Annotated in this window: 22 protein-coding genes; 7 read left to right on the top strand and 15 right to left on the bottom strand. The window is 48.8% G+C overall.

What is annotated here, in order from left to right:
• Nucleotides 1-20 precede the first annotated feature (20 nt).
• The 6 genes from uraD to puuE all read right to left on the bottom strand — a co-directional run bounded on the left by uraD (nucleotide 21) and on the right by puuE (nucleotide 5,048).
• The gene (uraD, locus tag HYN46_RS12030; RefSeq protein WP_114899611.1) at nucleotides 21-578 is read right to left on the bottom strand and encodes a 2-oxo-4-hydroxy-4-carboxy-5-ureidoimidazoline decarboxylase; all 558 of its coding nucleotides are present in this window, start codon (nucleotides 576-578) and stop codon (nucleotides 21-23) included.
• A gap of 203 nt (nucleotides 579-781) precedes the next feature.
• The gene (locus HYN46_RS12025; RefSeq protein WP_114899610.1) at nucleotides 782-2,083 is read right to left on the bottom strand and encodes a urate hydroxylase PuuD; all 1,302 of its coding nucleotides are present in this window, start codon (nucleotides 2,081-2,083) and stop codon (nucleotides 782-784) included.
• Nucleotides 2,084-2,137: 54 nt separating this feature from the next.
• On the bottom strand, nucleotides 2,138-2,476 hold the full coding sequence (uraH, locus tag HYN46_RS12020) for a hydroxyisourate hydrolase (RefSeq protein ID WP_114899609.1): 339 nt from the start codon (nucleotides 2,474-2,476) through the stop codon (nucleotides 2,138-2,140).
• Nucleotides 2,477-2,497: 21 nt separating this feature from the next.
• Entirely contained in the window at nucleotides 2,498-3,019 is a 522-nt protein-coding gene (locus HYN46_RS12015) for an ureidoglycolate lyase (RefSeq protein WP_228254804.1), read from the bottom strand.
• 18 nt (nucleotides 3,020-3,037) lie between these two features.
• Nucleotides 3,038-4,060, bottom strand: coding sequence for an allantoicase (gene alc, locus HYN46_RS12010; protein WP_114899608.1), 1,023 nt, complete (start codon nucleotides 4,058-4,060; stop codon nucleotides 3,038-3,040).
• A gap of 37 nt (nucleotides 4,061-4,097) precedes the next feature.
• Nucleotides 4,098-5,048: an allantoinase PuuE gene (gene puuE, locus HYN46_RS12005; RefSeq protein ID WP_114899607.1), complete on the bottom strand. Its 951-nt coding sequence runs from the start codon at nucleotides 5,046-5,048 to the stop codon at nucleotides 4,098-4,100.
• Between the two features lie 299 nt (nucleotides 5,049-5,347).
• Between puuE and HYN46_RS12000 the strand changes: the two genes are divergently transcribed.
• Complete coding sequence (locus tag HYN46_RS12000) at nucleotides 5,348-6,241, top strand: outer envelope protein (RefSeq protein WP_114899606.1); 894 nt, start codon at nucleotides 5,348-5,350, stop codon at nucleotides 6,239-6,241.
• 236 nt (nucleotides 6,242-6,477) lie between these two features.
• Complete coding sequence (gene dctA, locus HYN46_RS11995) at nucleotides 6,478-7,752, top strand: C4-dicarboxylate transporter DctA (protein WP_114899605.1); 1,275 nt, start codon at nucleotides 6,478-6,480, stop codon at nucleotides 7,750-7,752.
• A 42-nt stretch (nucleotides 7,753-7,794) separates the two neighbouring features.
• Here the strand turns inward: dctA and guaD are convergent, their stop codons facing one another.
• The 5 genes from guaD to HYN46_RS11970 form a co-directional block, all read right to left on the bottom strand.
• Nucleotides 7,795-9,111: a guanine deaminase gene (gene guaD, locus HYN46_RS11990; protein WP_114899604.1), complete on the bottom strand. Its 1,317-nt coding sequence runs from the start codon at nucleotides 9,109-9,111 to the stop codon at nucleotides 7,795-7,797.
• A gap of 67 nt (nucleotides 9,112-9,178) precedes the next feature.
• On the bottom strand, nucleotides 9,179-10,540 hold the full coding sequence (locus HYN46_RS11985) for an 8-oxoguanine deaminase (RefSeq protein WP_114899603.1): 1,362 nt from the start codon (nucleotides 10,538-10,540) through the stop codon (nucleotides 9,179-9,181).
• 183 nt (nucleotides 10,541-10,723) lie between these two features.
• On the bottom strand, nucleotides 10,724-11,641 hold the full coding sequence (locus HYN46_RS11980) for an ABC transporter permease (RefSeq protein WP_114899602.1): 918 nt from the start codon (nucleotides 11,639-11,641) through the stop codon (nucleotides 10,724-10,726).
• Nucleotides 11,642-11,702: 61 nt separating this feature from the next.
• A complete protein-coding gene (locus HYN46_RS11975) occupies nucleotides 11,703-12,773 on the bottom strand; it encodes an ABC transporter permease (RefSeq protein WP_114899601.1) in 1,071 nt (356 codons plus the stop codon).
• Nucleotides 12,774-12,846: 73 nt separating this feature from the next.
• Nucleotides 12,847-14,436, bottom strand: a complete 1,590-nt coding sequence (locus tag HYN46_RS11970) for an ABC transporter ATP-binding protein (protein WP_114899600.1) — start codon at nucleotides 14,434-14,436, stop codon at nucleotides 12,847-12,849.
• 280 nt (nucleotides 14,437-14,716) lie between these two features.
• Here HYN46_RS11970 and HYN46_RS11965 point away from each other — a divergent pair, with 280 nt between their 5' ends.
• Complete coding sequence (locus tag HYN46_RS11965) at nucleotides 14,717-15,745, top strand: adenosine deaminase (protein ID WP_114899599.1); 1,029 nt, start codon at nucleotides 14,717-14,719, stop codon at nucleotides 15,743-15,745.
• 100 nt (nucleotides 15,746-15,845) lie between these two features.
• Here HYN46_RS11965 and HYN46_RS11960 read toward each other — a convergent pair whose 3' ends face one another.
• Nucleotides 15,846-16,241, bottom strand: coding sequence for a hypothetical protein (locus HYN46_RS11960; RefSeq protein WP_114899598.1), 396 nt, complete (start codon nucleotides 16,239-16,241; stop codon nucleotides 15,846-15,848).
• Nucleotides 16,242-16,366: 125 nt separating this feature from the next.
• On the opposite strand from HYN46_RS11960, the gene HYN46_RS11955 reads away from it, so the two are divergent.
• Nucleotides 16,367-16,750, top strand: a complete 384-nt coding sequence (locus tag HYN46_RS11955) for a MerR family transcriptional regulator (protein ID WP_114899597.1) — start codon at nucleotides 16,367-16,369, stop codon at nucleotides 16,748-16,750.
• A gap of 25 nt (nucleotides 16,751-16,775) precedes the next feature.
• Nucleotides 16,776-17,300, top strand: a complete 525-nt coding sequence (locus tag HYN46_RS11950) for a GNAT family N-acetyltransferase (RefSeq protein ID WP_228254944.1) — start codon at nucleotides 16,776-16,778, stop codon at nucleotides 17,298-17,300.
• A gap of 21 nt (nucleotides 17,301-17,321) precedes the next feature.
• Here HYN46_RS11950 and HYN46_RS11945 read toward each other — a convergent pair whose 3' ends face one another.
• Nucleotides 17,322-17,969, bottom strand: a complete 648-nt coding sequence (locus tag HYN46_RS11945; protein ID WP_162818183.1) for a DUF6670 family protein — start codon at nucleotides 17,967-17,969, stop codon at nucleotides 17,322-17,324.
• A 209-nt stretch (nucleotides 17,970-18,178) separates the two neighbouring features.
• Between HYN46_RS11945 and HYN46_RS11940 the strand changes: the two genes are divergently transcribed.
• Nucleotides 18,179-19,276, top strand: a complete 1,098-nt coding sequence (locus HYN46_RS11940) for a porin (RefSeq protein WP_162818182.1) — start codon at nucleotides 18,179-18,181, stop codon at nucleotides 19,274-19,276.
• A gap of 208 nt (nucleotides 19,277-19,484) precedes the next feature.
• Nucleotides 19,485-20,081 (top strand): cupin domain-containing protein, encoded by a 597-nt coding sequence (locus HYN46_RS11935; protein WP_210009166.1) that lies wholly within the window; start codon nucleotides 19,485-19,487, stop codon nucleotides 20,079-20,081.
• Between the two features lie 25 nt (nucleotides 20,082-20,106).
• Here the strand turns inward: HYN46_RS11935 and xdhC are convergent, their stop codons facing one another.
• Together xdhC and xdhB are read right to left on the bottom strand one after the other, a co-directional pair.
• On the bottom strand, nucleotides 20,107-21,162 hold the full coding sequence (gene xdhC, locus HYN46_RS11930) for a xanthine dehydrogenase accessory protein XdhC (RefSeq protein WP_114899593.1): 1,056 nt from the start codon (nucleotides 21,160-21,162) through the stop codon (nucleotides 20,107-20,109).
• Nucleotides 21,159-23,609: a xanthine dehydrogenase molybdopterin binding subunit gene (xdhB, locus tag HYN46_RS11925; protein WP_114899592.1), complete on the bottom strand. Its 2,451-nt coding sequence runs from the start codon at nucleotides 23,607-23,609 to the stop codon at nucleotides 21,159-21,161. The genes xdhC and xdhB overlap by 4 nt, the downstream gene beginning before the upstream one ends.
• Nucleotides 23,610-23,612: the final 3 nt, after the last annotated feature.

The following is a 23,612-nucleotide window of genomic DNA, read 5'->3' as shown; positions in this document are numbered from 1 at the left end:
CGCCTGCCTTGAGATATCAATTAAGCATCAATCAAAAGTCCATCTAGGCGTAGGCTGGCGATACGGCTGATTTGTTGTAGAGCCTGCTCAAATTCCTGCTCAGCCGTGTGATCAAGCCGAGTTTGAATCGCGGCTATGATGGCATCAACATTCATGCCGCGCACAGCGACGATAAAGGGCCAACCGAACTTTTCCATATAAGCAGCATTGAGTTGCTGGATCTTCACCAGTTGCTCGGGGGTACACGCGTTAAGCCCTGCACCCGCCTGCTCATGAGTGGATTCTTTGGTGAGTTGTCCTGAAGCGGCTGCTTTACCCGCAAGTTCAGGGTGAGCACGAATCAGATCTAATAGTTCATTACGGCTGGCGCACCACATTGCGGATTGCAGCGCACGTTCAAGGTCACTGCGATTGTGGAACGGGCGGTCTGCCCAAGCGCGTGCAGCGACCCAGGGTGAATGTTCAAAAATGCCTTCTAATTTGAGCACAAAATCAGATTGATCCAATTTCGACAGGGCGGTGACCGCGATATGCGATGTCGGCTGCGCGTCAATCTTTGGCAGTGTGGTCAAGGTCATAAAAGGTTTCCCTGCGCTTGGCGATTTGTATCGGGTTTCGGTATGGATTGATCTATCAATCTTTGTGTATACGGTGAAAGTATAAGATTCTGTAAACGGCATCAAGTGGGTACATGCATATACCGAAGTTGTGCTAATTCATATAAACCCATCAGCACGTGCAGCATTGAGCTGATGGAGGTTATATGAGATAGGGTATTGATTTATTGTTTATTTGTGCTGCTGTCGAGCCATGTGCGAAGTTGTTCACGTTCTGCATCGGTCATGCCGGTTTTATTCATAAACGGCATGGTGTGACTGTCGACCGCATTGGCGCGAATGCGTGCTGCCCATTGCTTCATTTGAGCTTCATTGTCTAGCATCACACCCATGGGGGCTGTCGTGAATGTTGGGTCGGTTGGTGTTTTGGAGTGACATACGGCACAGCGTTCTTTGATGATCGACTGTGCTTGCATGTTGATATCCCCTGAAGGGGCTTGAACCGCGTTGGTTACTGTTGGCGCGACACTGCTGGTGGGCGTTGTATTCTGGGATAGACCTTCAGTCACTGGCGTTGAAATGCGCGGTACGCGCTTCACGGGCTTAGGAGCCTCTGGCATAGGCGGTTTTAAGATGAAGGCCAAGGCGAAGAATGCGATAAACCCGCTAATCAGGATTGGGGGATGAATTTTGCCATGATGGCGCAGGTTGAAAAAATGACGTACCCACATGCCCAGTAATACCAAAATTACCAGTACCAGCCATGCATGGGCATTGCCATAGGTCATCGGATAGTGGTTGCTCAGCATGAGAAAAACGATCGGTAAGGTGCCGTAATTGTTATGCAGTGAGCGTAGTTTTGCCGCTTGAGCATAGGCCGGATTCGGAGTTTTGTTGAAGCGTACGGCTTCTACCAGTTTGGTTTGAGCAGGCATGATGACCCGCCAAACGTTGAAAACCATACAGGTGCCGATCGATACCCCGACCAGTAGATAAGCAGCGCGACCACTAAAAATGTGGTTGAGGGTAAAACTGAGCAGACCTATCAATACGATGAGCAGCGCGGCGAAGGCTTTACCTTGAGTACGTGCGAAGTTGGTGCGACAGAGCGCATCGTAGATCAACCAACTGCCAAAGATGGCGGCAAGCGCTACGGCAACGCCGACTTTAGGTGTGAACGCAACCTTGCTGGGATCAATGAGATAGGTCGTTGCGCCAAAAAAGTACATGAGCGATAGCAATAAAAAACCACTTAGCCACGTGCTGTAGGCTTCCCATTTAAACCAATGCAGATGCTTGGGCATCTCTGGCGGTGCGAGCTGATATTTGGCAACCTCATAGAATCCGCCGCCATGAATCGCCCAGAGGTCGCCCTTGATCCCTTTGTCTTTTTTCTCCTGAGGGGGTTCTGCGAGGCTATTATCGAGCCAGACGAAATAGAATGATGCGCCAATCCAGGCAATTGCCGTGATCACGTGGATAAAACGAACCAGTAAATTCAGCCAGTCCAACAGATATGCACTCATGGCATCTCCCACGCTTTTTTTAGCGTAAACGTTTAAAAATAATGATCAAAAAAATTAGCTACCGCGATAAGTGCTATAGCCGTATGGGTTGAGGAGTAAGGGAACATGCAAGTGTTTGAGCGCACCATCGGACTGAAACTGTAGGCTGACTTCAGGAAAGAAAGCCGCTTGTTCACGTGCTGCAAAGTAATCAACTAAGTGAAAGGTCAGGCGGTAGTGACCAATGAGCGTAAAGACTTGCTCGCCCCAATAGCGGATTCGCCCGTCGGGATCGGTCACTCCCGATCCCAAATGATGCCATGCATGATCTTGCCAAATGGCGAGTTCCACAGGGATATCGGCAGCGGGTAAACCGCGACTGGTATCGAGAACATGCGTGCTGATTGTCAGCATTTTCGACTCCATGGAAAACCTTTACGGATAAATGAGTAGATAGGGTGGGTCTAGATCATCCTCGATACAGTTCACCCCCGAGCCTTGGCGATCAACTACCAGAAAATCACAGGTTTTATGTAGGGCCAATAAGGGGTGATGCCAAACTCCAGCGCGATAATTGACGCCTTGGGTTGCCGTGGCGATAAAAGCGCGCAGTTGCCCAGGTGAGTCCATTCCTGTTGCTACGACCACCAAATAAGGTTCACCTGAAAGCGGGATAAAGGCCTGACTACCGAGGGGGTGTTTTTCCAGCATGCTGACCGAAAATGGAAAGTGCCGTGCCTCTGCTCGGAAAATAGAAATGATGGCACGGCAGTGATTCTCTCGTGTGACGTCACTATTCTCTTCGAGCAGTTCAACTGCAGCCAAGGCATGAAAACGTTCAGTCGTGCCGTTGTTAATCAGGAATGAGTGTGCAGATTCGGTCTGAATCACCTCACCAAAAGGGGCGAAGGATTCAGCCGTCAATGGCTCGATGTTCAAGGTCATCTGGTCAGACATGACATGCTCCTTAAGCGCTCACTGTACTGAGTCGACTTTGCCCCAAAGGCGTAAACGACTGATACCGCCATCGGGAATGCTGTTGAGACGAACGTGACTGATTTTTCCGAGCTTGCTGATTTCATTGATATAGCTATGGATACTATCGGCAGTCAGGGGTTGTTCAGGAATGAGATAAGGCCAGAACATACTGCGGGTGACTAATGCCCGCTCTAAAGTCACCTCTTCAAATGCGGCTTGAATCGAAAAACGATCCGGGAAATTTCCTTTGAAGTGCGCGGTATCAATTTCAATTTTTTCAATCGTGCCCGCTTGCCCAAGGGCCAGTATGCACCATTCGTTGCCGGGCTCACGGCGACGGCGTGTTTCCCACCCATCCCCCATGTCTTTACCGCGACCCGGTTTTAAAATCTGACGGGGTTCACCGTAGTGGGCATCACTCCATGCGATCTGGCGACCGCCATTTTCAAGGGCGATTAAGTCGTAGCTTTGACTCAAATCCCGATTTTCCCAGTTGCACCATGGCAAACCATAAATGCGCAATCGTGCCATGCCGCCATCCGGCCAAATATGCAGGCGCACATGACTAATCGTTTGCTGACTGTCAATCGCATGAAAGTGATGTTGATTACCGGATAGGGCAACTGAATCAATCAGCGTCACCCACGTCGTTTGTTCATCGGGATCTCCTTCTGCACAGAAACAGCCTTCAAGGGACGCCGCCGGTGGAAAGTTTCCGGAAAAAAAACTGGTATCAAAATCTACGCCCAGCAGAGTGCCGGCATAGGCCAAGCGAACCACGCACCAGTCATGGCCGGTATTGCGACGGCGACGAGTTTCCCAGCCATCCATCCACTTGCCATTATCATCATACAGCCCAGGATAGAAGCGAGCTGGTGCAGGGTTGAGCATGCGCTCGCGCGGTGCGAAGAACTCATCGGTCACGCTAAGCACGACTGCATTTAAACTGCCATCGGCAAGGTTCATACCGATCTTGGCAAACTCAGGGAGTTCAACGGCTGGTGATTCAATAAAATCCATGAGGCGTTTCTCTACAGTAAAATTTAAATAAATGCGTTTAAGGGGTTTGAAAAGGGTGGTTTTCGATCCAATGCTTTGCAATATCGACACGACGACAAACCCAGACGTGATCGTGTTTTTGCACATAATCTAAAAAATGCTGTAAGGCTTTGAAGCGCCCTGGTCGTCCAATCAGTCGGCAATGCAGGCCGATAGAAAGCATTTTGGGTGTTGAGCTGCCTTCGGCATACAGGACATCGAAGGCATCCCGTAGATAGTGGAAAAAATCATCTCCCGTTGCAAAACCTTGTGGCAATGAGAAGCGCATGTCATTGGTATCTAAGGTATAGGGCACAATTAAGTGTGGTTTTTTCTCGCCGTTCGATAACTCGACTTGTGTCCAAAAGGGCAAGTCATCCCCGTAATAATCACTGTCATACAAGATTGCGCCTTGTTCGAGTTGATTCAGTTCAACCAGTAGACGCCGTGTGTTGGGACTATCGCGGCCGGTATACCAGCCTTGTGGCACAGTGCCATAGAGTTCCTTGAAAAGCGTGATGCATTCTTGCATATGGGCACGTTCAGTGGCTTCATCAATGTTCTGATAGCTAATCCAGCGCAAGCCGTGCGCGGCAATTTCATGCCCCAGTTCTTGAAACTTCAGAGCCAGTTCTGGGTGGCGTGCTAAAGCCATGCCAACACCAAAGATGGTTAGGGGTAGATTGCGCCGTTCAAATTCATGCAAAATGCGCCACACCCCAGCACGAGAACCATACTCATAGATGGATTCCATTGATAAATGCCTGTCCTCAAATGCCGGAGGATTAAACATTTCGGAGAGGAATTGTTCTGATCCTGCGTCCCCATGCAAAATGCTGTTTTCACCGCCCTCTTCATAATTCAGTACAAATTGGACAGCGATGCGTGCTCCATTGGGCCAGTTGGCATGCGGCGGTGTTGCACCATAACCGATCAAATCACGCGGGTAACTGGTGATGGACTTGGACATACTTGTCGCTCCTCAAAAGACCGCTAAATGAATCCTATGCATTGAATTTTCGCAGGAAACAGCATCAATTTTATCTAGACGATGCTTGAATCGGGGGCGGAATAAATCCGTGATTTTGATCATTTTAGCTTATATTGGCAGAGCTTTATTTCTTATACAAGATCAGTTATGGAGAACATGCGGGACTATCTATAGTCTTAATATTGGTCAGAGTTTTGCAAATTGAATAATAAGAAATAAGTTAATCACAAAATTGACTTAGTCGTAAGATCATCACTTAAGCTTATGGGGGATTCATCATGATTGCTCAGTCAGTCAGCGTTTTAAACACGACCGTTCCGACGAAAAAGTTAAAGAAAAGCCTGCTTTGCGGACTGGGACTGTTGGCTTTGGGGACACAAATTCATGCGGCAGAATGGAGTGATACGTCATTGGGATGGCGTTATGGCACCACATTCGCTGAACCCTATGACAACAAACCCGATGGCAGTCGTCAGGATATCAGTAAGAATATCATCTCTTTAAATCACGTCAGCGGCTATAAATACGGTACCAACTTCTTTAATGCAGATGTGCTGCTATCGGATGATAAAGATCCGGGCAAAGGTACTAAAGACGGCGCTCAAGAGGTATATGTGGTGTATCGCAATACTTTTGATTTAGGCAAAGCGTTTAAAAAGGACTTAAAGATTGGTCCGATTCAAGGGTTTGGGATTACCGGTGGTTTTGACCTTAATACCAAAAATGACAGTTATGGTTCTAAAAAGCGCATGCTGGTGCTTGGACCTACTATCATGATGGATGTGCCGGGATTTCTTAAAATCAGCGTCTTGGCACTGAATGAGAGCAATGATCCTGCGGGGATTGATAAGCGATATACCTACGATACCCATCCGATGTTAGAAATGGTTTGGGGCATGCCGGTGTTCTCGTTGCCTTTATCCTTTGAGGGCTATGCACTTTTTATCGGGCCTAAAGGGAAAAATGAGTTTGGTAGTGCAACCGCGCCTGAAACTCATGTCGATATGCAGGTCATGTATGACTTAGGTGCTGATCTGGGCATGTCTAAAAAGACGTTCCGCGTAGGTGCTGAGTATGAATATTGGCATAACAAATTCGGTAACCCAGAATCCCAAGCGGGCAAGGGTGCAACGGCAAGTACGCCGATGATCCGAGCGGAATATCATTTTTAGTCTGCATGTAAAAGCTTAACGATATCCCCTGACGTAAAGTTTGGGGATATTATTTTGTTTTGACGGTGGGTATCTAGTTCATTTCATAAAAATAATGCTTTTAAAGAGTAATTTATAACGACCATCTGGTTTCTTGATGGCGTGGTTATTGCACCTTTAATTTTGACAGATCGTTTTATTTTGCGTGAGTTGTTTGCTGTTTGAGCAACTGAGCGCTTTTTGTTTTGAGAGCATCTATGCCGACCTTCATCAAAAAATCATTATTTATCCAAGTGCTCTTTGCGTTGATTGTGGGCGTCATCATTGGTGTGATCGTGCCTGATTTGGGTTTAGATCTAAAGCCCCTTGGCGATGGCTTTATTAAACTGATCAAGATGATTGTGGCACCGATCGTCTTTTGCGTGGTGGTACTTGGCATTTATGGGGCAGGTAACCTCAAGAAAGTCGGGCGGGTAGGCGGTAAAACGATTCTCTATTTTGAGGTTGTGACCACGGTGGCACTGGCATTAGGACTGCTCATGGCTTTTGTCTTAAAGCCGGGTGTCGGGATGAATATCAATACCCAGACGCTTGACGGGACATCCATGGCGACTTATGTCGAGCGCACCAAAAGTCTGCACAGTGTGTCTGATTATTTGCTCAATATTATTCCCTCGACGGTTGTGGATGCTTTTGCGCAAGGCGATATTTTGCAGGTGCTATTGATCGCGCTGCTCTTTGGCGCAGGTATGTCGATGATTTGTGAGTCCGCCAAGCCGGTGGCAGACTTGTTGGAGAGCCTGTCACAAATTCTCTTCCGCATCATGGGCATGATTATTAAATTGGCGCCATTGGGTGTGCTGGGTGCAATTGCATATACCACGGCGAAATATGGCGTGGCATCTCTCAAGCAGTTGGGGATGCTGGTGCTGGTTTTTTATATCAGTTGCATCAGTTTTATCGTGGTGATTTTGGGACTGATCTTGAAGTTGGTTGGTTTTAATATTTTTAAGCTGATCGGATACTTACGCGAAGAGTTACTCATCGTATTGGGTACGGCATCCTCTGATGCAGTCTTGCCACAAATTATGCGTAAACTCACCCAACTCGGCATTAAAGAGTCAACGGTCGGCTTGGTGATTCCAACAGGGTATTCATTCAATTTGGATGGATTTTCGATTTATCTGAGTCTCGCGGTGGTGTTCATTGCACAAGCGACCAATACGCCGCTATCCATGCATGATTTGGGGTTGATTCTGCTGGTTTCACTACTGACGTCTAAAGGTGCACATGGCATTCCGGGGTCTGCGATCGTGATTTTGGCCGCGACGTTGTCCGCGATTCCGGCGATTCCCGCCATTGGTCTGGTCCTGATTCTATCGATTGATTGGTTTGTGGGGATTGCACGTGCACTGACCAATTTGATTGGCAATTGTGCTGCGACTGTGGTGATTGCTGTTTGGGAACGAGATATTGATCGGGTGCAAGCGCAAAAAATGCTGGATGCCGTATCGATTAAAGACCTGCGTTAAGTATTCATTAACTCAGGTCCCTGATATGACTTGATCTTTGAGTTATGCGTCAAAGGAGATTTTATTGCCTTGAATATGAGTCGCATAGATATTGCGTTCATCACCCATGATCATCAGCGCAAAAAGCCGCTCAGATAACGACTCTACACCTTGTAGGCGATAATCCAGTTCCTCAATTGTACTGGTGTCGATGACGATAAAGTCGGCTTCTTTACCGGATGTGAAGTTACCAATAAACGAATCGAGATAAAGCGCCTTAGCCCCGCCTAAGGTCGCCAAATACCAGCCGCGCAGTGCGGACAGCGGTTGTTTGTGCACTTGAGAGACTTTGTAGGCTTCACCCAGGGTACGAATCAGGCTGAATGAGGTGCCTCCGCCGACATCGGTTGCAAGGCCGATGCGAACATTGGCTTCGGCCACTTTACTGTAATCAAAGAAGCCACTGCCCAAGAATAAGTTAGACGTCGGACAGAAGGCTGCGGCAGTGCCTTGCTCGCTCATCGATTGGATTTCACGCGGGGATAGGTGAATGCAGTGGCCGTAAATGGTTCGCTCTCCCGTCAATCCATAGTACTCATAGACATTCAGGTAATCGAAGAGCTCTGGAAACAAGCTACGCACCCAATGAATCTCATCCCAATTTTCAGCAAGATGAGACTGGACATGTAAATCTGGGCGACTGTGATAGAGCTCACCCGCGATGTGGAGTTGTTCCGGCGTTGAGGTCGGTGCAAAGCGTGGGGTGATGCTATAGCGTAGACGCCCCTTGCCATGCCAACGATCAATCAAGTCTTGGCTTTCAATTCCAGATTGTTGCGCAGTGTCTCGTAGATTATCTGGACAGTGGCGATCCATCATGACCTTGCCACACAGCATTCTTAAGCCATATTTCTCTGCGGTTTGCATAAAGGCATCGACGGATGTCGGATGCACCGTCGCAAAGACTGAGGCGGTGGTGGTGCCGTGAGCCAGCAGGCGCTTGACGAAGTATTCCGCACCGCGCAATGCAACATCGGGATCTGCAAATGCCGCTTCGGTGGGGAAGGTGTAGTCATTGAGCCAATCCAGAAGCTGTCGCCCATAAGACCCGATGACCTTGGCTTGGGGATAGTGGCAATGGGTATCGACGAGTCCTGGCATGATGAGTTTGCCCGAATAGTCATACAGCGTTGCCCGACTTAGTTTTTCTGGTGTGATGGTCGAGGTGATCGTTTCCCAGTTGCCGACTTTGAGAATCTTACCCTGCTCAATCCATAAAGCGCCGTCTGCGAAGTATTCATACGATGACGGATCGTCCTGAATAGGGTCACTCAGAAAGTGCAAAATTTGACCACGAACCAACGTTAAAGCGGATGACATAACCCTGTGCCTCAGTGCATGAATGATGCACGTATTCGAAAGAAAGAATTAACAATTGTGAGAAAACTTAAATCATGAGCTGACGCGCAAAATGATTGTGCTGCTCAATCAAGACGGGCAGTTCAACCGTTGTCAGATGTCCATCGCGCACCACCACTTTGCCGTTGATCACGGAGAGATCGACTTGCTGAGGCGCACAAAAGACTAAAGCCGCGACAGGATCGTGCACGGCGGCTCCTGCCATCGCCAAAGTATCACTTCTAAACGCAACCACATCGGCAGACATACCTATCGCTAGTGCCCCGATATCATCCCGGCCCAATACGCGTGCGCCGCCCAGTGTGGCCATCTCTAGGGCTTGCCGCGCATTCATTGCCGACTGGCCATGACCCACGCGTGCAAGCAGCATGGCTTGTCGCGCTTCACCGAGCATATGCGCGCCATCATTGGAGGCTGAACCATCGACACCCAGTCCAACAGCAACGCCTGCTTCCCGAAGGGCTGGAATGGGGGCAATGCCCGAAGCCAGTCGCATGTTGGAACAAGGGCAATGTGCAATCCCCGTGCCTGTTCGTGCAAACAGCGCAATTCCTGCATGATCCAGTTTGACACAATGCGCGTGCCAGACATCTTCACCCACCCAACCCAGTGAGTCCGCATATTCGGCTGGGGTCATACCGAACTTGGCGCGGCTATAAGCAATGTCGTTATCATTTTCGGCTAAATGGGTATGCAGAGAGACGTGATAAGAGCGGGCGAGTACTGCGGATTCACGCATGAGATCGCGACTGACGGAGAAGGGTGAACAAGGTGCAACTGCAATACGCAACATGGCGTGGCGTTCGGGGTTGTGCCAGCGCTCTATCAGACGCTGTGTGTCTTTGAGGATAAAGTCTTCTGCTTCGACCAGATGATCAGGCGGAAGACCCCCTTGGCTTTCGCCCACACTCATGCTGCCACGGCAGGCATGAAAGCGCATGCCAATCTGATAGGCTGCTTCAATTGAGTCATCCAGACGGCAGCCATTGGGATAGATATACAAGTGATCGCTGGATGTGGTGCAACCCGACAGAATGAGCTCAGACATGGCTGTTAGCGTTGAAACCTTGATCATCTCTGGTGTGAGTCCAGCCCAGATCGGATAGAGCCGCTGTAACCATGCGAAAAGCTCGGCATCTTGTGCCCCAGGGATCGTGCGAGTCAGGCTTTGGTACATATGGTGATGGGTATTAATCAATCCTGGAAGCACAATGCGTCCTGTCATATTGATGACTTCATCTGCCTTGGCAGCATACATTGCCAGTTCTGCACTGCTCCCTACGGCCTCAATCACGCCATCCCGAATCCATACGGCTCCATCTTTGATTTCTCGACGCGTAGTATCCATGGTGATGACGACGTCGGCATGGTTGAGGAGGAGTGTAGACATGGGTTTTCCTTATTTCATTACAAGTGCAGTTTTGGAGCAGGTATATATTTCTCTCAGGGATTGCATGGGAGAAGTGGTCGATGGTGGTGTATCCCCTGAATGAATGGGGGCTCTATCGTTTTGGGATTTATTTCCTTGTTTCATCTGGCTTTGATAAAACAAGGAAATCTGATCGGCATCACCCTAGGGTAAAAATGATTTACCAAGTGATGCAGGCAAATTCATCTGCAGGACCTTTCGATCACGTGAAATGACGACCAACACAACGATGGTTGCGGCGTACGGTAAGGCCGCCAAGAGCTGTACGGGAAGATTAATGCCCAGTGCCTGCGCTTGGAATTGCAGGATGGTAACACCGCCAAACAGGTAAGCGCCCAGCATCAGGCGAGCAGGTTTCCATGTGGCAAAGACTACCAATGCAATTGCAATCCAGCCGCGACCGGCGACCATGTTTTCAACCCAAAGTGGGGTATAGACCGTAGATAGATAAGCACCGCCTATACCGGCCATCGCTCCGCCAAACAGGGTAGCGCCGTAGCGAATGGCCAGCACTGGATAGCCGATTGCATGGGCAGCTTCCGGGGATTCGCCCACCGCTTTAAGCAATAGCCCTAAACGTGTCTTGGCCAGTACCCACCAGACGATCCCAAAGGCAATGATCGAAAGATACACCACGAAGTCTTGGTGAAAGAGAACCTTGCCGAGAAAGGGGATGTCCGAGAGCAGCGGAATATCCCACGGTTTTAGACCCGGTAGGCTATAACTGACATAGTGCTGACCAATAAACGCCGAAAGTCCTACACCAAAGATGGTGAGCGCCAGACCACATGCCGCTTGGTTTGCGGCTAAAGATAGGGCCAGAATGGCAAAGAGCAACGCGGCTCCCATGCCAGCCGCTGCACCGGCAAGCAGTCCTGCTCCAGCGCCCATACCTGTCTCAGCCGCACAGGCAAAACCTGCCACCGCACCAATCAGCATCATACCTTCGACACCGAGATTGATGACTCCAGTACGTTCGGTGACTAATTCGCCGAGACCCGCAAAAATGAGCGGCGTGCCCGCTGCGAGCGTGCCTGCAAGGATCGGAACTAAATCAAGCATGGCGTTATTTCCTCAAAATCCAATAATTCAAAATAGGGCTTCTTATCTCTGTGCAAACTTGCTATGCAGGTTTTGCTCCTGCACGGCGGCGTAGACGATTCTCAATAAACGCATCAGACCCCAGCAGGAAGAACAGCAACATGCCCTGAAACAATCCCGTGATCGCCGCGGGTAATTGCATGGACATTTGTGCAGCCTCTCCGCCGAGATAAAGAAGCGCCATCAGAAACCCAGATAACACCATGCCGATTGGGTTTAAGCGCCCTAAGTACGCGACAATGATCGCGGCAAAACCATAGCCTGGGGAGATGTTGGGGTTGAGCTGACCGACAGGCCCTGCGATTTCACCAACACCTGCGATTCCGGCCATCATTCCTGAGATACAGAGGCTGAACCACACTGTGCGCTTGGCGGAGAAACCCGCATAACGCGATGCAGCAGGAGCTTGACCACCGACTTCTAATTGATAAGAAAGAAAACTGCGCGAGGTGAATAGCCAAAACGCGAACACGGCGAAGAGGGTGATAAACACCGAGGCATTTACCCGTGACCCTTCAATCAGGATGGGGAGGAGCGTACTGCCATCAAACATGATCGATTGTGGAAAGTTCATGCCTGCAGGGTCGCGCCATGGACCATTAACCATATAGAGCAGAATAAAGGTTGCCACATAATTGAGCATTAATGTGGTCAGTGTCTCTTCGGCGTTGAATTGGGTCTTAAGAAGTGCAGGCAGGGCGCCCCATAATGCACCACCGATTGCACCACCAATGACCATCAAGGGCAGAATCCACCATCCGGTCATGCCCTGAAACGTGATCGCGATCCCCCCGCCAAACAGTGCGCCCATGATCAATTGACCTTCGGCACCGATGTTAAAGATACGGGCTCGAAAGCCAATCGCAAGACCCTGAGCGATCAGGATCAGCGGGCTGGCTTTGATTAAGAGCTCACCCCATCCATAGCTACTGGTCAGCGGATCGATAAAAAAGACCTTAAACGCTTCAATCGGATTCTTGTCCAGTGCAAGAAATAGCAGACTTCCCGTGATCAGCATGAGGGCAATCGCAATCAAAGGCGACAGCCATTTCATGAGTTGTGACGGATGGGCGCGTGGCTCAAGTAAGTGCATAGGGCAGTCCTAAAATTCTGGTGAACATCAATGCTCTATATAAAAAAATAATAAAAATTTAAAAATAATCGGGTTATGCAGGCTCAAGCACAGGTTTTTCTGCTGTCTTTTGGCTTTTGAGACCTGACATCATGAGGCCAATAGCCTCGGCATTGGTTTCAGATTTTAACCGGGCATCGGAGAGCTTGCCTTCTGCAAGGACTGCGATGCGGTCGCTGATTTCAAACAATTCTTCAAGCTCTTCAGAAATGACGAGGATTGCGACCCCTTGCCTAGACAAATCAATCAGGGTTTGACGTATGAAGGCGGATGCGCCAACATCCACGCCCCAAGTCGGTTGGGCAACGATCATGACTTTCGGGGTTTGCATGATTTCACGGCCCACAATGAATTTTTGTAGATTACCGCCTGATAGGGAGCGTGCCGCAGACTCTGGTCCACCCGTACGCACATCAAAGCGCGTAATACACGCTTGAGCAAACGCGCGGGCTTTCTGGTAACTGACCAGCCCGAACTTTACGAAGCCTTGTGCATGTGCAGTGAGGAGGGCATTTTGTGTGAGTGACATGGCCGGTACAGCGCCTCGCCCTAGGCGCTCTTCGGGTACAAAACCGAGGCCTAACGCACGACGTTTGCCCGCATCCAGATGTCCAACATCAATACCGTCTAACGAAATATGTTGTTTTTTACTGGTCATTTCACCTGACAATGCGGCAAGTAATTCTGCTTGACCATTGCCCGATATACCTGCAATGCCTAGAATCTCTCCTGAGTTGACAGTCAGATTAATATCATCTAGCTGTGTACCAAAAGGATCTTCCGACGTTAAGCTGAGATGACTGACTTGCAGGATAGGGCGACTGGTGCCTTGATAGACAGGGCTTTCATAAGCAGGTAGATCGCGACCAATCATCATGCGTGCAAGGCTTGCCGTCGTCTCTTCTTTGGGTTTGGCAGTGCCTGTGACCTTACCGCCACGCATGATCGTTGCGCTATCACACAGCTCTTGAATCTCGTGGAGCTTATGGCTGATATAGAGGATCGAAACGCCTTCACTGGCCAGACGACGCAAGGTTTCAAACAGCTTGAGTACGGCTTGAGGGGTGAGGACTGAGGTGGGTTCATCCAGAATCAGCAGTGAGGGGTTCTGCAATAAACAGCGCACAATTTCAACGCGTTGTCGCTCACCAACCGACAAGCTATGGACAAGTCGATGCGGGTCAAGCGGTAGACCATATTTCTCTGACACGGCTTTGACCCGCGCGGCAAGCCCTGCCAAGTCATATTTCTCTTCCAATACCAGCGCAATGTTCTGCACCACACTTAAGGTTTCAAACAGTGAGAAATGCTGATAGACCATGCCGATACCGAGACGACGTGCAGCCGCTGGATTGTCGATTTCAACTTCGCGACCATTCCAAATGATATGTCCTTGATTGGCTTTGGTCGCACCGTAAATGACCTTCATCAAGGTGCTTTTTCCGGCACCATTTTCACCCAGCACAGCATGAATTTCACCTGCGGCAACACTGAGACTCACATCATCATTCGCCACGACGCTGCTATAGCGTTTGGTGATGTTGTGCAGCTCTAAACGCTTGGGCAAAAATCGCGTCGCATCTTGTGATGGAGCCGGTGCTATGGATTCGGTCGTCGGCGTCATGAGATTTCCTGAACTGTGTTTTGAGTCAAGCGCTGATTAAGCACGAACCATCGGTTCACGCTTAATGTTTTAAGCATCATCAAATAGTAAGCAATCGCTGAGCCATAATCAGATACCGTTTGTATCCATCTATATTTGCTATAGCAGATTGCATATAAAGCATAAAGTAGACGCTATCAGGCTCTAGATTAGTGTATTTTATGCAGATTCATTTATGGTGATTGGCGTCAAAACGTGTAGGCAGATTTGCCAGTCACCTCATCTATGCGGGCGAAACAGCATGACCACACATCCTCTGGATTCTTTGATTCAACAATTACCCAAAACCGAGCTGCACTTGCATATCGAAGGCTCCTTAGAGCCAGAAATGATGCTGATGCTGGCCGAGCGCAATGGCGTGACGTTAAATTATGCGGACATCGATGCGATTCGCGCAGCTTATGATTTCAAAGATTTGCAGTCCTTTTTAGACTTGTACTATGCAGGGGCGGATGTCCTGATCCATGAGCAGGATTTTTATGATTTGACTTGGGCATACCTTAAAAAAGCTCATCAGGATCATGTGGTGCATACCGAGATTTTCTTTGATCCGCAAACACATACGATGCGCGGTATTCAGTTTGCCACCGTCTACAACGGCATACGCCGCGCGCTGGATGATGCGCAGGCCAAATGGGGTTTGACCTCTAAATTGATCATGAGTTTTCTGCGGCATTTGTCTGAGGCGGAAGGCTTTGAGGTGCTTGAGCAGGCCATACCATATCTATCTGGGATTGATGGTTTTGGTCTGGATTCCAGTGAAAAGGGTCACCCACCTTCAAAATTTGAGCGTCTCTATGCACGCTGTCATGCGCTGAATCTACCGGTCGTTGCCCATGCAGGTGAAGAAGGTCCGCCTGAGTATGTCTATGAAGCCCTAGATCTATTGCAGGTCAAGCGCATTGATCATGGTGTTCGCAGTCTTGAAAGTGAGGCCTTGGTCAAGCGTCTCGTTGCAGAGCGGATGCCGCTGACTGTTTGCCCGCTGTCTAACGTGCGCTTAAAGGTCTATAACGATTTGAAGCTGCATCCGCTGAAAAAGATGCTGGACATGGGTTTAGCCGTCATGATCAATTCTGATGATCCTGCCTACTTTGGCGGCTATGTGAATGACAATTTTATCGCGTGCCGTGCGGCTTTAGATTTATCGGATGCTGATATAGTGCAATTGGCTAAAAATAGTTTTGAAGCGGCATGGATGAGTGATGCCGAGAAAGCCAAGTGGCTGGCGGAGATTGACCGGGTTTGGGCTGCATGGCGTGTTCAGTAACTTTGGATACAACTAAGACCTTGCAACAATAGTCAGCAAGGTCTTAGTTCTCAAGTTTATTGTCATCATGCTTCATTGACATGAGTTGATCTATTTTTACTCAGACCCTTTGCTTAGACAGTCTGATGAATCCATAGGCCTGAATCACAAACCACGATAGTTCAAGTACGGCAAAAATCCAAGTAACCGGATTGATGTCGTAACGAATTAAATAATAAAAAAACCAGATTGAAAAAAGTGCCCGACCTATCGAATCATAAAAACCGTAAATAGGCTGAGGATCGCGAATCCTCAAAATCGACCAGACCAGCACGATTGAGCCAAAGAGATTGACAAAAAGAATATGGGTAGGTTCGAAGGGCGGGACAGGGGCGATCATGTTTAAGAGTTGGTATACGACTGCAAATGTCCACGGTGTTGCAAAAGGTGCTGTCACCAGCAAGTCATAAATTGCCGAAGCGCGGACAATTTTTCGATATTGAGTATTTATCATCATTCACTACCTTCTATAGAGAGTTAGTACTGGGCGTTGTCAAATTGCCCTAGAAAATGCACCTTAAACCTTGGTCTATAGACCAAGGTCAAGTGTTATGATTGGGCTGTAGACAAAGGAGTGGGTCAATGAATATCAGTGAACTGGCGAGAGTGACTCAAACGACGACAGATACGATTCGTTATTATGAAAAGCAAGGTCTGTTGGGAACGCCCAAGCGCCAAGACAATGGCTATCGATTCTATAAAGATGACGATGTTCGTCACGTGAAATTTATTCGGAGTAGCCAGACGCTGGGTTTTTCACTCTCAGAAATTAAAGACATCATGCCAGATGTACTGGATGGGAAATTTGGGCGCATGGAGATCGAGAAACGCTTGGCAGCCAAGATCGATCAGATCGATCAAAAAATAACAGCACTTTACGCCATGAGAAAAGAGCTGACGGACACGTTTAGTGTGTTGACCTGTCCCGTGGATACGTCATTGTCTATAGCCGCCGTAACGCGATGATTCATTTTATAAAGAGATTAGTGTGATGTTAGGTAGAGCGTTGAGCCGTGATGAGATCAAAGATGTATGGACGATTGATCGCAGCGAGATCATTCATCATATCTACTATCTGATCGATGGTCAGTTGGTCTTAACGCCCGAGCACTATGATATGGGGGGCTGGCCAGAGGGAGAGGCTGCGCAATATACGCCGATTTTAGAGGCTTGTTATGATCGTGGCGGTTGGTTTTATGGACTGTTTGAGGGTGGAAAACTCATTGGCGTTGTGGTGGTTGATAATCGTTTTTTGGGTCAGGATCAGGACCAGTTGCAATTGAAGTTTCTGCATGTCAGTAGTGCATACCGCGGCAAAGGACTAGGGAGGAAACTGTTCAACTTGGCAGTCGCCGAGGCAAGAAGACGTGGCGCCCAATTTCTCTATATATCCGCAACGCCATCCGAGAGTACCGTTCATTTTTACCAAAGCTTAGGCTGCATGATGACTCTAGAGCCAGATCCAGCGCTGTATGCACTGGAGCCTGAGGATATTCATTTTATCTTTAAACTATAGATTCGGTTTTGCGATGTGATCTTAGTCACGCTGATCGATATATTCTACATAGCCGCGACCAGTCAGCGGCAGACCATTCCGGGTCCCCTCCCAGTGATATGCACCAACATACCCCGCTGCCAAGCCATAGAGCATGGGCGTATCGACGGTTGCATTGATTTCAAAAAGACGCTCTCCTTTGCCATCTGTGATAGTCCAGCGAAAGGTTTGCGGCAATGTCATGGCGGATCCGTCTGGTGCTATGGCTGGCTCCACTTGGGCAGTCAAGACTTGAAAGCGGACATCAGCATCCAGTCTTTGACTCCCGCCGTCGACTGTTCTTAAGTAAGCGACTGTGGCAATAGGTCTATCCAGAAAAGCAACATAGCCGAGAAGCAATTGCGTATCCTGATCCAAATTGATCACTTGATAGGTGAAGAAATCTGCACCCAGTTTAAAGCGCCGTGGAATCAGTTTGTTTACAGGAAGGTATAAAGACACCGTCTGCCAGTTTTCCCAAGTACATAGCCCTTTGACTAGGGTTGATTGCCCCTGATGGATGACCGTCCCTTCATACCGCATCAATAAACTAAAATGCTGGTAAATGGGGCTGTGACCAAACCATGTGATATCGCCAGTGGCAGTGAGATTGATATCAACTGCAAAATCTTCACGTGCCGATAGAGTCAATGGATATGGCACATTGGTGGGGGAAGTGAGAGGATCATTTATCTTGATTATTCTTAATAAAATGCATTTGTTAGGATGAAGAATCAAATATATGCAGTGTTAATTTTGACCAAAAGGTAATTATATTTAATTGATAACTATATGCTTGGTTGGAATAAGCTAAAATAAGAACTGATTAGAATGATACTTAGGCTGTACCGATGAAGTTTATGAATATCCCCTTAGCAGCGCTGACATGCACTGCGGTATTAGGGAGTAGTAATGCAAGTGCGGATTTAACTGTGACCAGCGGCAATGCCACATTGAAGGCATTTGGTTTGATTGATACGGGTCTAGTAGCGGTGACGCATACCGGAGATGGACATCAAATCAAGACCGATACGACCGATGGGATTTTAAGTGCATCGGGTCTCGGTCTAGGCGGCAGTTATGATTTTGGCTCTGGGTTCAAGGCGATCGTGAATCTTCAGGCAAGTTTTAGCCCTTCCAGACTACAAATTCCAACTAACCATGAGCTCTTCTCACGCAATGCCTATGCCGGGCTTGAAAGTCCATGGGGGACTTTTACGCTGGGTAAACAGTGGGATTTTAATGACGACTGGTTCTTTGGCACTGTGTTTAAGGGGGGCTATAACACTGGGGCAATTTTCAAATTCTCCGAGTTTGATGCGATCAGCGAGCTGTATCGTAATACCGTGAAATACACCTCACCTGAAATCTCAGGTCTGCAAGTCGGTGCCATGTATGGGCTGAATGATTACCGTAAACTCGAGCAAGCGGGCTCCATGTATAGTTTGGGTGTCAAATATACGTCAGGTCCACTCATGGTGGGCTTAACCCATAACCATGAGGAAGACACTGGGGTGGATGAAAATTATACGGGCAATCGATATTTGCTCACCACTTTGGGCAGCAGTTATAACTGGGGTTGGATTAACGGCAGACTGGGACTGACATATGCCGATATTTCAGGTCCAGCCAAGTTACAGTCCATCGGTGCCATGTCGGCACGCAAAGCGTATGCTGTAGAAGTCGGAGTGGACTATCCGTTTACTTCAGCGTTTACGGGATCCGCCAATGTGATTTATCGTGACAATACGACGTTGTCTAACCAGACACTCATGTATCGTTTGTCGGGTGAATATAAGATCTCCAAGCCGCTCAGTCTCACGGCCAATTTGGCGTACTTACATAATCAAGGCGGCGCGACGGAGTCTTTTGTAAATACTCATGCTGATTTTGTCGGTGGTGGATATCCCAATCAGAATCAGATGTCTACGGCCGTAGGCGTGCGCTACCGATTCTAAAGTCTATAGGGGACGAGTCACTCTAAAAAAATTGCCTCACATCGTTTGATTTAGTTCATTCCGATTTCAACGCTTATATGCTGTTAATCAGATAGACGTTATATCCAGATTAAGCTATGTTCAATGAGTCATATCCGTTAGTTTAAAGAGACCAGCTTACTTGTCTAGCGAAGTTAGCTTAAGCCTTGATAAAGGACGGATCTGAGCAATGAAATATCTACGTCATGCGATGCGTCATTGTTTCTGGACGATATCCATTCCTGCCTATTTGCTGCTTTCAGGGTGTGCCATGTCACCACATGATCAGTCGTCAGATTTCGTCAAATTACTTTCGCTGGAGCCTCATCCTGAAGGGGGCTACTACAAGCAGACGTATAAGTCTGAGGAGCAATACACACAAGCGATGCTCCCCGCACGCTACAAAGGCCCACGCTCGACAAGCACCGCAATTGAGTTTCTATTAAACAAAGGTGATTACAGTACCTTTCATCGTTTGCAATCCGATGAGTTATGGCACTTTTATGCTGGGGGACCGCTGAAACTGTATGTGTTGATGCCTGATGGTCAACTGATCATTCATCTGCTGGGAAATGATCCGCATCAGGGGCAGGTCTTCCAAGCGCTGGCACCGCGTGGCAGCTGGTTTGCGGCTGAACCGGCGGTAGGCAGTGAGTATTCGCTAGTCGGTTGCACCGTGAGTCCGGGATTTGATTTTGAAGATTTTGAAATTGGATCGCGTAGCGCACTGCTTGCTGCTTTTCCGCAGCATGCCGAAATCATCACCCATTTGACGCGCAAGCCATAGTGTGTGGTGTCCTAGGTCGATTTCGCTAGCTCAAGTTTGATGACTGATAAGTCTTGCCACCATAGATCCGTTCGGTCTGGAGGCGGGTAGTGTGGACTTGTAGCATTTGAGCAACCACTGACACTGCAATCAAAGCCGGTTCTTTACTGTAGATGCCTTGAATGCCAATCGGGCAGGTCATTTCTTGAAAACGGAGGGTGTCAACCCCGCGTGCATGCAGGCGATGCTCAAAGACAGCCCGTTTGCTCTCCGAACCAATCAAGCCAAAGTAGGCAAAGTCGTTACGTTTGAATAACGCTAAGCACAATCTAAAATCAAGCGCATGGTTGTGCGTCATGATCAGGAAGTAGCTATTGGCTGGAGCTCGTGCAATTTCATCTTCAGGCTCGTCGCTACTGACATAATCAATATGTGCTTCTTGATGCTCAGGAAAGCCATGATCGCGGGAGTCGATCCAGCGAATTTTCGCATCAAGCGGACGTAGCGCTTCGACCACAGCACGACCAACATGTCCTGCACCAAACAGGTAAACCGTAAATGGGCTACCCAGAATTTCTTGTTCAAATTGCCATAAAGTTTCGGGTGTCTGACTTTTTCCCACCGTCGATTTTTTTGCGGTGCTATGGTCGAGCTGGACACGATTTTTACCCGTTGATTGGGTCGTCCACGTCGAGTGACTTTGATCATGGCGAAGCGTGCGGAGTAGGCATGCGCCTTGTTCTAACGCCTTGATAAATGCTTGCCAACTTTGCGAATGATCCGGTGCGATCTTTTCAAAAATGAGCCATACAACGCCGCCACAGCATTGTCCTAAGCGGGCACTGAGATTAAAGCGTTCAAAGTGAATCGGATGTATAGGCTCTGAGCCTGCCAGCATCTTTTGAGCGATGTCGGTCGCTTGCCATTCCAGATGACCGCCACCAATCGTATCGACTTGGAGCGTTTGACCCGTCTCATCAACACCGATCAACATGGATGCACCCGCTTCACGCGGGGTAGAGCCTTCGACCCGAGCAACGGTGACCAGAACACAATCCCGAGATAGCAGCCATGTCGGCAAGGTATTGAGCCATGCTTTCATGGCCGTGGTCCGAAGGGCTGGCTGATTCCAAGGTGAATTGCCCGCAATATCGATTCAGGTGTAGCCGGTGCTTCAAGCTTAGGCTTGAGTTTGGTTCTGATGCCTGTTTCGGCTTCCACCGCAGCGCTCACCGCATCGCGTAGTGCAGAAAAGACGGACAGTGCCAGCATAAATGGCGGTTCACCGACTGCTTTAGAGCGATGTATAGTGTTTTCAACATTCTGATTGTTGAAGAGTTTGACATTAAAAATCGAAGGACAATCGGCAGCGGTGGGAATCTTATAGGTCGATGGCGCATGGGTAAATAAATGCCCGGTCTTGGCACCGCTTTTGACCCAATACAGCTCTTCGCTGGTCAGCCAGCCCATGCCTTGAATAAAGCCACCTTCAATCTGACCAATATCAATAGCGGGGTTAATTGATTGCCCCACGTCATGCAGTACATCCACACGTAGGATCTGTGTTTCACCGGTTAGGGTATCAATAGCGACTTCGGTTGCGGCAGCGCCATACGCGAAGTAGTAAAAAGGTCTTCCAAAACGAATGGCGGGATTCCAGTGGATATCGGGGGTCTTATAGAAACCACTGTCCCAGAGCTGAATCCGTGCTTGATAGGCGCGCAGCACCAATTCGCCAAAGGTCCATTTTTGCAATCCTTTACCATCAATCGCGTCGTCAGTTCCAGCATAGACGTGACCCTCACTGAACACAACATGATCCAGTGTTGTATGGGCAAGCTCTGCTGCAAAGATCGCGAGACGGGTGCGAATCGTGATGCAAGCGGCTTGTGCGGCTTTACCATTTAAGTCGGTACCGCTTGAGGCAGCCGTTGCAGAGGTGTTGGGTACTCGGCTGGTATCGGTTGCCGAGAAACGGACATCGGCTAAGGGAATGGCAAACTCATGGGCGACAATCTGGCGAATCTTGCTATATAAACCTTGTCCCATTTCTGTGCCGCCATGGGTGAGCAGTACAGTACCGTCACTGTAGACATGGACTAAGGCACCCGCTTGGTTGTATAGCGTCGCGTTAAATGAAATCCCAAACTTTACCGGTGTCAGTGCAAAACCTTTCTTGATAATAGGGCTTTGTGCATTGAATGCGTCAATTTCTGCCCGCCGGGCAGTGTAATCACAGCTTTGCGCCAACTCTTTGACGAGACTTGGGATGACGTTATCCGTAATGGTCGTGCCATAGTGGGTGGTATTCCGTGCAGTTTCAGGGTGGGCTGCGATCTGCGTGACATCATCATAGAAGTTGATTAGACGGACAGCTAAAGGATCATGGCCTAGATAGTAGGCAATATCGTCGATGATGTATTCGATCGGGAACATGCCTTGAGGGCCGCCGAATCCGCGAAAGGCCGTATTGGAGACCGTGTGGGTCTTACAGCGTAGACTACGGATTGCAACCGCATCCAGATAGTAGGCATTGTCGATATGACAGATTGCACGGTCATTCACAGGACCCGATAGATCCACTGAGAAACCACAGTTGGAGGCGATTTGAATTTGTAGTCCTAGGATGCGTCCTTCATCATCAAAGCCGACATCCCATTCAAAATCAAAACCATGACGTTTGCCCGTTGCGACCATGTCATCATCTCGATCAAGGCGCAGTTTGACCGGCTTCCCCGTTTTGACGGCGAGTAGCGATGCGATGCAGGCCCACTGCGCTGATTGCGATTCTTTGCCGCCAAAACCGCCGCCCATACGCCGAGCTTCCACACTGACTTGATGGGCACGATAACCCAGTGCATGGCAGATGAGATGCTGCATTTCAGTGGGGTGCTGGGTTGAGCAGTGAACGTGAATGGTGTGATCTTCTTTGGGGTAGGCGTAAGAGATTTGTCCTTCCAGATAAAAGTGCTCTTGTCCACCGACAGCGCTCGATCCTTGCAGACGATGGGGGGCGTTCTTCAGACTTTCTGCCGTTTCACCACGCTTGAGATCGACTGGAGGTAAAACCCAAGACTCTGCCTTGATGGCATCGTCAATGGTTAGGATGGGTTCAAAAGCTTCATATTCGACTTTAGCCAGACGCACTGCGGCACGTGCCTGTTGATAGGTATCCGCCGCAACCACAAAAATGACTTGTCCATAAAATTGAATGACATCATCAGCGATGATCGGTTCATCGGCGACGATGGGGCCGCAGTTATTATGATGAGGGATATCTTTAGCCAAATAGACGCAGCGCACGCCAGCCGCCGTATATACCGCACTTAAGTCGAGTTTCTTAATCCGCCCATGCGCGCAGGTGGATAGACCGAGCGCGGCATGCAAGGTGCCTTCCCATTCGGGTAGGTCATCGATATAGGTTGCTTGACCGCTGACATGCAGATGCGCACTTTCATGCGGGATCGATTTGCCGATAGGCCCAGCGTTCTTGAGCGCGGGGTCTTTATTGATGTGAATGACTTCAGATAGATTCGTCGCTTGATTCATGAC

It is taken from the genome of Aquirhabdus parva (assembly GCF_003351745.1).
Taxonomy (GTDB): domain Bacteria; phylum Pseudomonadota; class Gammaproteobacteria; order Pseudomonadales; family Moraxellaceae; genus Aquirhabdus; species Aquirhabdus parva.
This window is presented reverse-complemented; position numbering and strand designations above follow the sequence as displayed.